The following is a 14,797-nucleotide window of genomic DNA, read 5'->3' as shown; positions in this document are numbered from 1 at the left end:
AGTTAATGGATACAAGAGGCTTTAAGCTCAGCGTATTATTATGAAAAATGCAGGTCAAATTGAGTGTGAACTCATTGACCTGCATTTTTTCTTAGCTTTCTTCTATCTGGAATTTGCGGCCATTTCAGGAGTGGCCTTATTCGGTTATAGACCCAACGTGATTCCTTCGTCAAGAGGGGTCCCAGTATGGCGAGAATAAGAACATACAAGGCGGCAAATGGTTGCAACGAAGTCAATAATCCGCCTGCTTTCGCAAGAGTGGCTAAAATGATAGAAAACTCACCCCTCGAAATAATAGTCAGACCAATATTGAGTGAGGCTCTGTAGGAGAGACTAGCTTTCCGCCCAGCCCAAACACCCGACACAACATTGCCTAAAAGGGTTAAAATGACAGCAGCTACTGCAGGCCAAACTGCCCCGCCTAAGGCAAAGGGGTCGATACTTAGACCAAAACTAAAGAAGAAAAGGGCACCAAAGAAATCTCTAAAGGAAACAATTAAATGCTCTATGCGTTCGGAATGGTCTGTTTCTGCCAGAACCAGACCAATTAATAAAGCTCCGATGGCTTCAGCAATGTGCAAAGTTTCGGAAAAACCCGCTACCAAAACCAAAATAGCAAAAATTACAAGCATAAAGGTTTCGTCGGAAGGGATATCCAACCAACGGTCTAGTTTTGGAACCAACTTATGCCCCACGAACAAAAAACCACCGATAAATAAAAGGGCCATTAGGGCGCTTGTTACTATCTCTGAAACGGAGGTTGAACCGGCAAGAACCAGGCCGGAAACAACAGAGAAATAAATAGCAACGAAGACATCTTGAAACATCATCAAACCCAAAATGATCTCAGTTTCATCATTAGCTGCTCTCTTTAAATCAACAATTACTTTCGCTACAATTGCGCTGGAGGAAATAGTCATAATCCCTGCCACAACAAGTATTTCCTTGACCGGCCAACCCAACAGTAAAGGAAATATAATAGCTATGGATAAGTTAATAACCATATAAATTATCCCGGTTCTGATTATGGATGGACCTGCAGTCAAAAGACGTTTAATTGAGAACTCCAACCCTAAGGAAAACAGGAGAAACAGCACACCTAAACGTCCCATGAAGTCAATTAACGGGGCGCTCTGAATAAATCTAAAGTCAAAGACGCTTATGTGAGGTGCCTGTGGACCAACTACCATGCCAGTCAGAATTAGAATTGGCACAATAGAAATCCTGAGTTTACCGGCCAGAATTCCTGCACCCGCAATTAAAGCCAGTGCAAGCCCTATTTCCAGTATCAAGTGTTCCATTATTGAACACATCCGTGAAATAATAGTTTTTTACACGCTTTAACCTGGTGCTTTTCACCAAGAATTACAACTGTAGCGCCGCTTTGAAAGGTTGCCTCGGGACCGGGATTGACTATTTTGCTCTGATCATGTTCTACTATTGCAATAACTGTCCCGCCAGTATCCTTTCGGATACGCATATTCCCGATGGTTTTTCCTATAGCATAAGCATCAGGCTCAATTTTGTACCATTCTATAAGCATATCGCCTAAGGCAACATCCACAGTCTCTAATGCTTTAGGGCGATAATTCATTCCTCCGAGTATAGCGGCTATATTGCGCGATTCTTCGTCATCTAAGGTTACCATCGAGATAGAATCATCCGGGTCCTCACGATAAAAATGATAGATTTCCCTTCGTCCGTCATCATGTACCACGATAACGATCTTTTCTCCGCTGCGGGTTTGGAGCTGAAACTTTTTGCCAATACCCGGTAAATCTATTTCTTTAATTAATTTCATGTTGTCAACCTCCATCATTACTCAAACAAAAGGGAAGGCATAATTTCATATAAAACAGGTATTTTTCAGGTCTTTCATTGTCGATTTCTCTAGGTTTAATTATATAAGTATTTTATTCGTTACTCCTGTCATTAGCCTATACAATTCTGATTTTCCTGTCAACATTTAGTGGTTAAATCATAGTTTTACCAAATAAAATAGGTAAAACCTATCTCAAGTCAGATAACTGTAGAAAACTGCTAATCATACCCATGCATTGCTTATAGAGAAATGATAAAGAAGATTTTGTCACAATTCGTTAGCTACACGAAGTAATGGTTGCAGATTTAAATAACAAGGTTTTCATTAATGTTAGTGGAGATAGTTATAAGTGGTCAAAAGTTTGAAATAATATAGCAATACTCCTCGATGATATAATAAAGTTGTAATGGAGTTCGTCTCAGAAGGAGCTTTTTTGTCCTAGACTAAATAAACTGACTTTTGCCGGCCAGAAATGATTGCTTTCTGGAAGAACGATAAGCCGTAGCTGTTAAGTTAAAATAATCATCTAAAAGATGGACCCAACCAACCATTATTACGATAATAAGACTAAGGAAAAAAGAATTTAGCTATTGAATTATTATACATGGCCTTGTATAATAATTCATATTAAAGGAGTGGGTGCAATATGAAAACAATCGATAAATCACTATTTAAAGGACGGGACTTTATTTCCCTTCATGATTTCAATCAAGATGAATTAAGTTTTATTTTAGATGTAGCTAAAGACCTTAAGGCAGAGCAAAGAGCTGGACGCCCTCATCCAATTCTTCAAGGAAAGACGCTGGGAATGGTATTCACGAAGTCATCAACGCGAACTCGTGTTTCTTTTGAGGTTGGTATGTATCAACTTGGGGGGCATGCACTTTTTCTAAGTGGACGGGATATCCAACTAGGAAGAGGAGAGCCCATTTCTGATACAGCACGTGTTCTTTCCAGGATGGTCGACGGGATTATGATTCGAACCTTTAGTCATCAAGAGGTCTTAGAGTTGGCAGAGTTCTCTACGATTCCGATTATTAATGGACTTACAGACCTGCTTCACCCTTGTCAAGTCTTGGCAGATCTCATGACAATACAGGAGCATAAAGGTCGCTTAGAGGGCCTGAAGCTTGCCTACGTGGGAGATGGAAACAATATGGCTCATTCTCTAATGTTTGGCGGTGCCAAGATGGGATTGCATGTTGTCATCGCTTCTCCTCAGGGTTATAAGCCCGATCCACTAATTATTGCCAAGGCTCAAGCTGATGCCAAGGATAACGGTGGTTTAGTAGAAGTTGTAGATGATCCCTCAGAAGCGGTAAAAGGGGCCGATGTGCTTTACACGGATGTTTGGGCAAGTATGGGTCAAGAAGCTGAGGCAAAGGAACGTATGGAGGCTTTTAAAGGCTATCAGATTAATTCAGATTCGCTGAAACGGGCCAATCAATCTGCTATTGTGTTGCATTGTCTCCCTGCTCACCGTGGTGAGGAGATTACGGAGGATGTAATTGAAGGAGCCCAATCCGTCGTCTTTGACGAGGCAGAAAACCGTCTGCACGCTCAAAAAGCGATCATGGCGTTAGTTATGGCTTAATGTATTTCTCATTAGCTTTAGATTTCTGGATGACTTGCGTGTAATCTAAAAAGTATAGTAGTATACTATACACAATACTTGGACATTTACTTTAATAAAGAGGGAGATTAGAAATGAAAAAAGTTGTTTTAGCGTATTCCGGGGGATTAGATACTTCCATTATTATTCCTTGGCTTAAGGAGACATATGGGTATGAAGTGATTGCTATGGCCGCTGATCTTGGGCAAGGAGAAGAGCTGGCTCCCCTACAGGAAAAGGCGATTAAAAGCGGTGCAAGCAAACTGTATATAGAAGATCTGAGAGAGGAATTTCTTACGGAGTTTATTTTTCCAACGCTAAAGGCTGGAGCAGTTTATGAAGGAAGCTATCTCTTAGGGACCTCGTTTGCCCGTCCGTTGATTGCTCGTCGTTTAGTAGAAATCGCGGCAAAGGAAGGCGCGGTGGCGATTGCCCATGGAGCAACAGGCAAGGGGAATGACCAAGTCCGTTTTGAACTGAGTGTCAAAGCGCTTAATCCAGACTTGGAGATCATTGCACCATGGCGGATTTGGGATCTCAAGTCTCGCGAGGATTGCATTGACTATGCCCAAGCACGTGGAATTCCTGTTCCAGTGACTAAGGACCGTCCGTATAGCATGGACCGCAACCTTTGGCATTTAAGCCACGAGGGAGGGGATTTAGAAGATCCTTGGAATGAACCAAAACGTGACTTATATTTATTAGGAGTTTCTCCCGAGGATGCACCAGATGAGGCAACCTATCTCGAACTGGGATTTGAACAAGGGGTTCCTACATCTTTGAATGGCCAGAAAATCGCCCCTGTAGCTTTATTGGAAACCCTCAACGAACTAGGCGGCAAAAATGGGGTCGGAATCGTTGATATGGTTGAAAATCGGCTTGTGGGCATGAAATCGCGCGGTGTCTATGAGACTCCAGGCGGAACGATTCTCTATATGGCTCACCAAGCGCTGGAACGTCTCACGCTTGATCGCTTAACGCTCCATTATAAAGAACAAATTGCTTTAAAATATGCTGAAATCGTGTATGATGGAGTGTGGTATTCTCCGTTGCGCGAAGCCTTGGATGCCTTTGTTAATGTGACCCAGAAAAATGTTACAGGGACAGTACGGGTGAAATTATACAAAGGAAACTGCACTTTAGCAGGTGTGAAATCTCCTTATTCTCTCTATAATGAGGCATATGCAACCTTTGGAGAAGATGGTGTGTATGATCAAAAAGATGCGGGAGGCTTTATTAACCTCTTCGGGTTGCCACTTAAAGTAAGAGCTTTAATGGAGAAAGAATCAGGGTTGCGTAAATAAGAGCAGTGAAAGAGTAGCGCCGGCACCCGGCGCTTTCTTTTTAGTACTAAATGGAGTAATACAATAGATGAAAGGGAGATGTAACGTGAAGCTTTGGGGCGGACGTTTTGAAAAAAGTACAGAGGGATTGGTGGAAGACTTTCATTCCTCAATTCGTTTCGATCAACGCCTGTACAAACAAGATATTCAAGGAAGTATAGCCCATGCAAGAATGCTTGGGACGGTCGGAGTTATCTCTGAAGTGGAAGCAAACCAATTGATACAGGGGTTGACTGGAATACTAGAAGACATTCAAGCGGGAAAAGTTGAGTTTGAGATTGGTGCAGAAGACATCCACATGAATGTCGAAAAGCTTTTAACCGAGCGGATTGGGCCCGTAGGAAAAAAACTGCATACGGGACGCAGTCGAAATGATCAGGTTGCTTTAGATTTAAGACTCTTTTTAAAAAGTGAAATCGACCAAACTAAGAACCTGGCAGAACAGCTAATTCAAACTCTTCTCCTATTATCAGAAGAGCATCTTGAAACATGGATGCCTGGGTATACTCATTTGCAAAAGGCACAGCCTATTACGCTGGCGCATCATCTGATGGCCTACGTGCAAATGTTTTTACGTGACTTGGGTCGACTTAAAGATACACGGAAACGGTTAAATATATCCCCACTGGGTTCAGGCGCTATGGCTGGAACGACGTTTCCACTTGACCGAGAGCAAGTGGCCATAGAACTGGGATTAGATGGAGTCACCTTAAACAGTCTCGACGGAGTGAGCGATCGGGATTTTGCGCTGGAATTTTTAGCAAGCGCGTCGATCCTCATGATGCATTTGAGCCGACTGTGTGAAGAACTGGTTATTTGGTCCAGCGGAGAATTCCAGTTTATCTCGATGGATGACGGGTATTCAACAGGGTCCAGTATCATGCCTCAAAAGAAAAATCCTGATGTCGCAGAATTAGTGAGGGGAAAAACCGGACGCGTTTATGGTGATTTAGTAGCACTCCTAACCGTTATGAAAGGGCTTCCGCTCGCTTATAACAAAGATATGCAAGAAGATAAAGAACAGGTCTTTGATGCAGTGGATACAATTCAAAAATGCTTATTGGTTGTAGAACCAATGATAAGGACTATGCAGGTAAATCGAGACACGATGGCCTTTGGGGCAAAAGGCGGGTTTACCAATGCCACAGATTTAGCAGATTACATGGCTAAGAAAGGGATACCCTTCCGGGAAGCTCATGAGTTAGTCGGTCGCATAGTTTTACAGTGCAGCAAAAAAGGAATTGGCTTGGAAGACTTAAGTTTAAGCGACTACCAAGAACTCTCCCCAATTTTTGAAGAGGATCTGTTTAGATCGATTGGAATCGAATATTGCGTTCGTGCTCGAAAGATTACAGGCGGCCCTTCACCAGAAACTGTTGCTGAGGCAATCAAGGTTAGTCGTAAAGCTTTAGAAAACTTGCTTTGGTAGGGTCTACTGACTTAGGTTACCAGGTCTTGACTAAACGAAATATTATGTCGAACGGAATAAACTGAATAATTGTTAATAGAGGATATGCGCGGAAAATAAGTCTTAACTTGGAATTGTGTACTTAAAAGGAGTATTCATACCGGTATGGGGTTTTAGAAAAGTCTGTACCAAGCACCATCAAAGGATATAAACCAATGCTTTTCAACAGAATGAGGATAATAACTGTGTACAGTGTGGATAAACCTGTGGATAAGGTCGAAATTCAATGTATTTATGGTGGATAAGCATGGGATGAAAAGTGGACAATTAGACTTTTCTTGTGGATAACTATTTTTCTTGTACGCGAAAATCCGACATAAAAACACAAAAACCTAAAGCAAGGCCTTTAGGTTTCCTTTTATATCTAGCATAAAGTAAAAGTTTACTGTTAACAGTCAGGAAAATATCACTTCTTTTGCTAGTATAAATGTAACTTGGTAGCGCTGGCGGTCCTTTTTTGTCGGCATAGAACGTGTCAAGTTTCTTTATTTTTAGCGTAAAGCAGGAAAATCCTGCATAGAGGTCGAAATTCTCACGCATGATTTTAAAAAGATATTGCATCCTATAGTTATATAGAAATAAATCGAACTATGTTTGAAAGTACGAAGCGAGGCATAATCAATGGAAAACCGAACAATGCTCACAGATCTTTATCAATTAACTATGATGCAGGGTTATTTAGTTAATGGTTGTCAGAATAAAGAGGCAGTATTTGATGTCTACTTTCGCTCGTTGCCGTTTAAAGGGGGATATGCTTTGGCGGCAGGGCTTGAACAAGTCGTTGAATATATTGAGAACCTCACCTTTGGGGAAGCGGATTTGAAGTATCTGAGAAGTCTAAACTTATTTAACGAGGAGTTTATTAGTGAGCTGAGTAACTTTCGCTTCACGGGGGACATCGATGCGATTCCAGAGGGGACTCCTGTCTTTCCGTATGAACCGCTATTGCGTGTTAAAGGGCGTATTTTTGAAACTCAGTTGTTGGAGACTACTATTCTTAACTTAGTTAATTTTGAAACTCTCATTGCTACAAAAGCCTCCCGTGTAGTTACGGCTGCAGATGGTGGCCCAGTGATGGAGTTTGGCTTGCGGAGAGCCCAGGGCCCGGACGCAGGGGTCTTAGGCGCAAGGGCAGCCTTCATCGGTGGATGTCAATCCACCTCCAATGTCTTAGCAGGGATGCGTTATGGTATCCCTGTGGCAGGAACCCAGGCGCACAGTTGGATTCAATGTTTTCCAACAGAACTGGAAGCATTTCGAGCCTATGCCCATACTTTTCCGGATCTCTGTTTGTTGCTTGTAGATACATACAATGTCCTCAAATCTGGAGTTCCTAACGCGATTAAAGTAGGGCTTGAGCTTGAGGCAGAAGGGCATCATTTCCTAGGTATTCGTCTGGACAGTGGAGATTTAACGTATTTGTCTAAAGAAGCCCGTCGCATGCTTGATGAAGCAGGACTTAAGAATGCTATTATTGTTGCATCAAATGATTTAGATGAGGAAACTATCTTCGCCATTCGAGCCCAAGGGGCAGCGATTAATTCCTGGGGCGTTGGAACGAATCTCATTACATCCAAGGATAACCCTTCTTTAGGGGGGGTCTACAAACTGGCCGCTGAAGGAGAACCGGGTAATTTCCATCCTCGTTTGAAGGTCTCGGAAAACATTACTAAGATCACTAATCCTGGAATTAAGAAAGTTGTGCGCTTTTACGATAGAGCAGGCAAAGCTATGGCAGATCTTATTGCCTTGGAAGATGAAGTTTTTGAAGAAGATAAACCGCTGACAATTTTCGATCCTATTCAGACGTGGAAAAGAAAGACATTGAAAAATTTCCGAACCAAAGAACTTTTGAAGCCTGTCTTTAGAGATGGAAAACGAGTGTATGACTTACCGAATCTCAAAGAAATTCAACTTTATGCTCGAAAAGAATTAGACTCTTTCTGGGATGAAGTGAAACGATTGACGAATCCCCACCGCTATATTGTAGATTTGTCGACCAATCTCTTTGAGTTAAAACAACAATTACTTTTGACGATTCACAATGATATTAAAGAAACGAACAAGGAGTGGAGTAAGAATGTGGACAGATAATGAATTATCAGCACGAATTGATCAAACGGTGGAATGGTTACAAAAAAAAGTTACTGAAGCCAAGGCTAAGGGAGTAGTGGTGGGAATTTCTGGGGGGGTAGACTCTGCTGTAGTCGCGGGGCTCTGCAGTCGAGCATTTTCGGAAAATTGCATTGGAGTAGTTATGCCCAGTCATTCTAATCCAGATGATACAGAAGATGCATTATGGATTGCAGAAGGCTTCGAAATAAGAACAATAGAGGTAAACCTGAGCGGTGCCCATACACAGGTCATGGGGCAAGTCAAAAAGGGCTTGGAAAGTATAAGTTGTAATTTAGTGGCTGAAAAGATGAGCCAAGGGAATTTGAAGGCTCGTTTACGTATGTCCACACTGTATGCCGTGGCTAATGCCATGAATTATATGGTAGTAGGAACGGACAATGCACCTGAGAGCTACACCGGATATTTTACTAAATATGGTGACGGCGGTGTCGATCTCTTACCGATCAGTTCACTCACAAAGACAGAAGTGCGCGCTTGGGCGAGGATGTTGGGATTGCCTATGAGAATTGCTACCCGTGTACCGACTGCGGGGCTATGGCCGGGTCAGACAGATGAATCTGAATTAGGAATTACCTATGATCAGATAGATCGCTATCTGCTGGGGGAAGAGGTCTCGCCTGAAGTTCAAGAACGTATTGAGTCTCTCCATCGTCAGAGTGAACATAAACGTAATATGCCGCCAAGCCTTGAGCTTCCGAAACTTAAGAGGTTAGATTAACGTGCGTATAGGAGTAGACATTGACGGAGTAATTTCCGATAGCTATCCAATTTGGTTACAGGAGTTAAATCGCCACTACGGTAAGAATATACCGTTCATCGACGATTATAATATGCATGTAGCTTTTGATGTAACAACTGAGGATATGAACGACTTTTTCGAGACCAATATAGAACGTTTGCTCATGATGCCAGAACCTGTACCTGGCGCAAAAGAAGGGATAGAAACTCTTCTTCAAGAAGGACATGAAATAATTTATATCACAGCCCGAACCCCTGAACAAAAGGATCTCACAGTGCGCTGGTTTGCGTTAAGAGAAATCCATCATAAGCATGTGCTCTTCACAGGGTTTGGCAGTAAGGTGGACTTCGTTAAAGAATGGGGAATCGAGGCCTTTATCGAAGATTACCAAGTAAATGCTAAATTAATAGCGGAATGTGGGGTGCCAGTGTTTCTATTAAATGCAAGTTATAATCAAGAAGAGCTTCCTCCAGGCATTACCCGTTGCCATAGTTGGGAGGAAATAATTACAGGCATACAAGAACTCTGCCCGAAAAATCTTTAACGTTTAAAAGGCCTTTCGCCACTTTATTGTGAAGTGTATGAAAGGCCTTTGCTTTATCATAAATCTAATATTAACTAACGATTTCTAAGCCCACTTTGTAGATATCCCCAGCCCCTAAAGTAAGGACAAGATCCTCGGGTGCGAGAGTTTCATTAAGATAAAGCTTAATGTCATCCAACGTTCCAATGTAGCGGGCCTGAATACCTTGCTTTAAGATCATTTCGGCCAGATTTGGGGCAGAAACAGTGTAATGATCAAGTTCTCGCGCTGAGGCAAAGATATCTGCAATAACAACTTCGTCTGCCCCCTGAAAAGCTTGCGAGAACTCAAGTAAGAGTTTTTCCGTTCGGCTAAAAGTATGAGGTTGGAAAATAGCACGGATGCGACGATCAGGGAAAGAAAGGCGAGCCCCCTCTAAGGTCGTGCGAATTTCTGTTGGGTGATGGGCATAGTCATCAACGATTAGGGCCCCATTTGTATTACTGCCGACATGTTCAAAACGGCGTTTCGTCCCATTGAATTGACTCAGACTAGATAAGATTTCTTTAATGGGAATACCAATTTCATAGCATAGAGCAATCGTTGCCAAAGCATTTACAATGTTGTGTCTTCCCGCGACATGCAGATCCAGATCCCCCACATACTGACCTTTTATAATGATTTTCATAGAGCTCTTTTCGTCTTTAAACAGGATTTCCGTTGCTCGTATATCTGCAGATTCAGACAGACCAAAAGTCGTGACAGGCGCATCTGATTTTAGGGATTTCCGATTTGGATCTTCATCCCATACGTAGATATGACCGTGTTCAGGTACCTTTACAGCCAGTTCGGCAAATGCAGAGATGACATCCTCGAGATCCTTAAAGTAATCGGGATGATCAAATTCTATGTTCGTAATGATTAAATGTTCTGGAGAGTAATTAAGGAAATGGCGTCGATACTCACAGGATTCTGCTAAGAAAAATTCCCCTTTTCCAGTATGTGCATTTCCACCGATGCTGGGGACATCACTGCCGACAACAATCGTTGGATCGAATCCGGCTTTCAACATAACAAGGCCCATCATGGCTGTTGTTGTAGTTTTTCCATGCGTTCCAGTAACACAAATCCCGCGTTTTTTGGCAAGTAAATGCCCAAGATATTGTGGATAACTCAAGACGGGGATATTTAACTCCAAAGCCCGGGCGATTTCTGGATGCTGATTGGTATAGGCGGCAGAGGTGACAACCAAATCAGCGTTTTCTACGTTGGTCGGAGAAAAACCCAAAACAGGAATATTAGCACGTTTTAAGACACTATCTGTATAAAAACTTTCTTCTACATCTGACCCGGTAATAGTTGCTCCGTCAATCTGAGTGCTGATTTGAGCTAAGGCGCTCATCCCGGTCCCTTTAATACCAACAAAATGAATATGTAATGCCAAGGCGAATCGTCCCTTTCATGTATAAAACTCTACCCCCCATTATACCCAAACTTTAAGCAAAAAGTATCATTTTATTTGAGGAAAATTTTTACTAACGGTTGTTTGGCGAGGGTTTTCGTTCATAACCAGTGACCATGGCTTGAAGACGGCTAATATCCTCAGTTAGACTTAGATAAATGTGGACAGGTATTGTCGCTAGAAAATAGATTGTGGTAATAAACTTAGTCCATCGAAGTACCTGAAAACCTCCTATTAGCCGCCAAACCCATATAAGGTGTTCCCCTTGCCAATAAGACACCAGGCCGAGAAAACTTGACAATAGAAATAATACGAACCATGAGAAATAGATCAATAGTTGTCCACTATTATACTTTCTGGCTGGCGGCGGAGAAGAACGCAGGAAAAAATAATAGGACATGAGTTGGGGGAAATGCCTGAGATCCTGGACTTTAGGGATCAAAGAATCGTCCCAACGGATTAAAGCGTCCGCAATGCGTATTGCTAGAAATCCTAATGAAAACCAGCCAAAAACTATATGGGCAGTCAAAACTTTACTAAAATTTAAGGCTAAGAAGCTCGCGGGTTTATGTAACTGGAGGCCAGATAAAATTACTATAGTTAGACTTACGGCGAATCCCCAATGAAAAATTCTAACCCAAAGGGGCTGAGATTGGACAATTGTTCCTTTCACGTTACTTTTCTTAAGCTCTTTTATAAGAGGTTTTCTTAATTTAACATGGTGTTTCATGTTACTACCTTGCCTTATACGTACATTTTATTTGAATAGTTGATTCACGCCTCAGTAGAACGGTGAGTTTGGGACTCTGATTCAATTCAGACTTGTATTTTTAAGGCGCGTGTTTTTTCTCCATCGATAATATGGACACTGCAAGAAAAGCAAGGGTCGAAGGAGCGAATAACTCGGCCTGCTTCCTTAAGATCTTCGGATTGTATTTTTAAGCCGAGTAATGATGTTTCTCCGACACTACGGGTTCCGGCTTCATCACGTGCACCAAAGTTTAGGGCAGAGGGCGTAATGATTTGATAGTGTTTGATCCGCCCTTTTTCTACTGAAATCCAATGTCCTAAGGTACCGCGCATGGCTTCATGGAGGCCGATACCTACCCCAGAGTCTTGTTCCATTTTTCGATCCAAGGTTTCGGCCCCAGGTTCGAGACGTTTAAGCCATTCTAAAGTGGTTTCAGCTATTTTTTTGAGTTCAAGTGCGCGTACCCATGTCCGACCGAGTGCACCATGGCCGATAACCTTTTCCTTGTTAATTACGGCCCGTGCCAAAGGACCTACTTCTACGGGTTGACCTCGGTAACGAGGGGATTTAACCCAGGTGTATCCTTTGGCTTGACTTCTGTCGGGAACCGTATCCTCTTCCATGGGATGAAGAGGTCCGTGAGGTTTATACCAAGCGTTTGTTACATCTTCTGTGACATGTTTTTCATCAAAGCTTTCTCGTTTTCCCTGAAGAATGACCCCTTGAGGGAAAAGTGTGCTTCCTTCTGGACTTGTAAAACCCCCGACTGACATATAGTTCCCGATTCCTTTGCCAAGGTCAATGTATTCAGGATAACGTTCCATAATCAGGGTAACATCCGGAAGCAGGACATCGTCGATAAAACTGAGGATCATCATCATATATCCTCGATAACGGTTTACTTTATCGGCATCGACCTCCATACTGGCCCCACCGGGAACGATACCATGGCCATGAGGGGCTTTGCCTCCGAAAACCGCAAAGGCTGCATGGGCATCTCGGGAGACTTCTAAAGCCTTAAAATAGTGCTCAGTCATTGTTGTATTTTCTTTACTTGATAAACGCAAATCTGCTTCTGAATGGGGAAGAAATGGACCAATATCTGGACCGCGGAAATAGTCGGGTAAGGTATACAGATAGATGTGACGAATATGGTTTTGAATAAAGTCACTGGCTAAAATCAGATTTCGTATTAGTAGCCCATTAGGAGGGACGTGCATGCCTAAAGCTTGTTCTACAGCCAGTGCCGATGTAATAGCATGGGCAGACGAACAAATGCCACAGATGCGTTGAGTATAATACGGCATGTCCATGGCGGAGCGGCCAATTAGAATTTGTTCAAACCCACGATAAAGTGTATCGGAAATGAAGGCGTCTTTGATTTCTCCTTCTTCGAGCCAAGCTTCCAATAACATAGGATTGTGGATTCGAGAAATCGGAAAGATAATTTTCTTTTCTAGCATATTCACTCCTAATTATTTAAGTCTTTTGAGCCGATACTGATGGGAAGTCTTGACTTTTTTAACGATAGGTCGATGTTGAGCTTTGACAGAGGTTCTAAGTAAATTCTTCTGGATGCGACCTTTATAGAGAGATGTTGCGACATGTCCAGTAATAGCTGCGGAGGTTAATCCTAAAACCCCAAGCCCAATCTTGTCCGTGTTTACTTTTGTCCCTCCCGGAAAGGGGATGTCGGGCAAGTGCGCTGTAAACGGGGACATAAGATCGGGATAACCGGGTTCAGTGCAACCGATACACGGCGTATTACAGCCAATCGGCCAATTGAATCGGTCATTCCAACGGCGAATCGGGCAATCTGCATAGGTCACCGGACCTTTACAGCCAATGCGAAAAAGGCATTCTTTCTGCCCGATATCTGTGGCAAAAATCCCCTGATCATAATCGCGCCTGCGAGGGCAGCGGTTATGCACAGTTTCACCGTAAAAGAGTTTTGGCCGTCCAAACTTCTCAAGCTCAGGTTCACCATATAAGGCCAAATGGAGCAAGGTGCCCATGATCCAATCTGGATGAGCTGGGCAACCGGAAACATTAATGACTTTTCGTTCAGGCAGAATATTTTGAACTCCAGTTGCCTGAGTTGGGTTGGGATAACCGGCAACCGGTCCGCCGTAGGTAGCACAACTGCCGATGGCAACAACGTATTTTGCTTTTAGTCCTATGCGGCGAACAAGATCAATTCCAGTGATAAACTTACCATCATCATACGCAACATGGTTATAATTACCGTTGTCACGCTGGATCATGGATCCTTGAACAAGAAGAATATATTCGTTGGGCATTTTTTCATAGGTTTCCTGAAGGACGCCATAGACAGCATCTCCTTGAGCTTGATTCATGCTCCAATCATAGCGCCAATCGACTATGTTGGTAAGAATATCAGAAAAGGTAGGTGTCCAAATATTATCAAGAGAGATACTGTCTCCGGTACAAGTACCAGTCTCAATCAAGATCACGGGAAGTTTTTTCACCTCACCAGTTGCTACGGCTTCTGCTAGAGGAGGAGAGATAAGCTGATAAAAATTTCCTAATACAGCACCTTTGACCACTAATTTGAGAAAGTCACGTCGGCTTAACATATCTAATCCTCCTTGAAAGGATATTATTTCCTAAAAGAGAAGATTAAACTCAATTTTACATAAATAATGTGAAAATAATATTGACGAAACCGCTAAAATAAAGTAAGATTACTATCGTCCGTAAAATGCCGATGTGGCTCAGAGGTAGAGCAGCTCACTCGTAATGAGCAGGTCGTCGGTTCGATTCCGACCATCGGCTCCATAGGAAAGCGAGACCCCGCAAGTAATTGCGGGGTTTTTGTGGTTTGCCCTGCATGGGCATAGTCTAAAGGGTGAAAGTCCCTAACACACCCTGATAGTGGGAAGTGTACAGCCAAGACCAAGGGTGTCCATCGCGAGGTGGA

The 14,797-nt window shown here is 42.7% G+C and carries 12 protein-coding genes and 1 tRNA gene; 7 read left to right on the top strand and 6 right to left on the bottom strand.

The window, feature by feature from the left end:
- Window positions 1-71: 71 nt before the first annotated feature.
- Together BUB11_RS21415 and BUB11_RS21410 are read right to left on the bottom strand one after the other, a co-directional pair.
- Window positions 72-1,301 (bottom strand): cation:proton antiporter, encoded by a 1,230-nt coding sequence (locus BUB11_RS21415; protein ID WP_073032131.1) that lies wholly within the window; start codon window positions 1,299-1,301, stop codon window positions 72-74.
- Window positions 1,301-1,801: a cation:proton antiporter regulatory subunit gene (locus BUB11_RS21410; protein ID WP_073032130.1), complete on the bottom strand. Its 501-nt coding sequence runs from the start codon at window positions 1,799-1,801 to the stop codon at window positions 1,301-1,303. Before BUB11_RS21410 ends, BUB11_RS21415 begins: the two co-directional genes overlap by 1 nt.
- A 667-nt stretch (window positions 1,802-2,468) precedes the next feature.
- Here BUB11_RS21410 and argF point away from each other — a divergent pair.
- From argF to BUB11_RS21375, 6 genes are all read left to right on the top strand, one after another.
- Window positions 2,469-3,416: an ornithine carbamoyltransferase gene (gene argF, locus BUB11_RS21405; RefSeq protein ID WP_073032128.1), complete on the top strand. Its 948-nt coding sequence runs from the start codon at window positions 2,469-2,471 to the stop codon at window positions 3,414-3,416.
- 113 nt (window positions 3,417-3,529) lie between these two features.
- Window positions 3,530-4,738 (top strand): argininosuccinate synthase, encoded by a 1,209-nt coding sequence (locus BUB11_RS21400; RefSeq protein WP_073032126.1) that lies wholly within the window; start codon window positions 3,530-3,532, stop codon window positions 4,736-4,738.
- A gap of 85 nt (window positions 4,739-4,823) precedes the next feature.
- On the top strand, window positions 4,824-6,206 hold the full coding sequence (gene argH, locus BUB11_RS21395; RefSeq protein WP_073032124.1) for an argininosuccinate lyase: 1,383 nt from the start codon (window positions 4,824-4,826) through the stop codon (window positions 6,204-6,206).
- Window positions 6,207-6,866: 660 nt separating this feature from the next.
- Window positions 6,867-8,339 carry a nicotinate phosphoribosyltransferase gene (locus tag BUB11_RS21385; RefSeq protein WP_073032120.1) on the top strand — a complete coding sequence of 491 codons (1,473 nt, stop codon included), beginning with the start codon at window positions 6,867-6,869 and terminating at the stop codon, window positions 8,337-8,339.
- A complete protein-coding gene (nadE, locus tag BUB11_RS21380) occupies window positions 8,326-9,099 on the top strand; it encodes an NAD(+) synthase (protein WP_073032118.1) in 774 nt (257 codons plus the stop codon). The genes BUB11_RS21385 and nadE overlap by 14 nt, the downstream gene beginning before the upstream one ends.
- 1 nt (window position 9,100) lies before the next feature.
- On the top strand, window positions 9,101-9,664 hold the full coding sequence (locus tag BUB11_RS21375) for a 5' nucleotidase, NT5C type (RefSeq protein ID WP_073032117.1): 564 nt from the start codon (window positions 9,101-9,103) through the stop codon (window positions 9,662-9,664).
- 70 nt (window positions 9,665-9,734) lie between these two features.
- Here the strand turns inward: BUB11_RS21375 and murC are convergent, their stop codons facing one another.
- The 4 genes from murC to BUB11_RS21355 all read right to left on the bottom strand — a co-directional run bounded on the left by murC (window position 9,735) and on the right by BUB11_RS21355 (window position 14,453).
- Complete coding sequence (gene murC / locus BUB11_RS21370) at window positions 9,735-11,087, bottom strand: UDP-N-acetylmuramate--L-alanine ligase (RefSeq protein WP_073032115.1); 1,353 nt, start codon at window positions 11,085-11,087, stop codon at window positions 9,735-9,737.
- A 91-nt stretch (window positions 11,088-11,178) separates the two neighbouring features.
- The gene (locus tag BUB11_RS21365; RefSeq protein WP_073032113.1) at window positions 11,179-11,835 is read right to left on the bottom strand and encodes a cytochrome b/b6 domain-containing protein; all 657 of its coding nucleotides are present in this window, start codon (window positions 11,833-11,835) and stop codon (window positions 11,179-11,181) included.
- Between the two features lie 86 nt (window positions 11,836-11,921).
- The gene (locus BUB11_RS21360; protein ID WP_200797966.1) at window positions 11,922-13,325 is read right to left on the bottom strand and encodes a nickel-dependent hydrogenase large subunit; all 1,404 of its coding nucleotides are present in this window, start codon (window positions 13,323-13,325) and stop codon (window positions 11,922-11,924) included.
- Between the two features lie 6 nt (window positions 13,326-13,331).
- Window positions 13,332-14,453, bottom strand: a complete 1,122-nt coding sequence (locus BUB11_RS21355; protein WP_073032109.1) for a hydrogenase small subunit — start codon at window positions 14,451-14,453, stop codon at window positions 13,332-13,334.
- 127 nt (window positions 14,454-14,580) lie between these two features.
- Here BUB11_RS21355 and BUB11_RS21350 point away from each other — a divergent pair.
- Window positions 14,581-14,655 (top strand) — tRNA-Thr (locus BUB11_RS21350).
- Window positions 14,656-14,797: the final 142 nt, after the last annotated feature.

This window comes from Desulfosporosinus lacus DSM 15449, from assembly GCF_900129935.1.
Taxonomy (GTDB): domain Bacteria; phylum Bacillota; class Desulfitobacteriia; order Desulfitobacteriales; family Desulfitobacteriaceae; genus Desulfosporosinus; species Desulfosporosinus lacus.
This window is presented reverse-complemented; position numbering and strand designations above follow the sequence as displayed.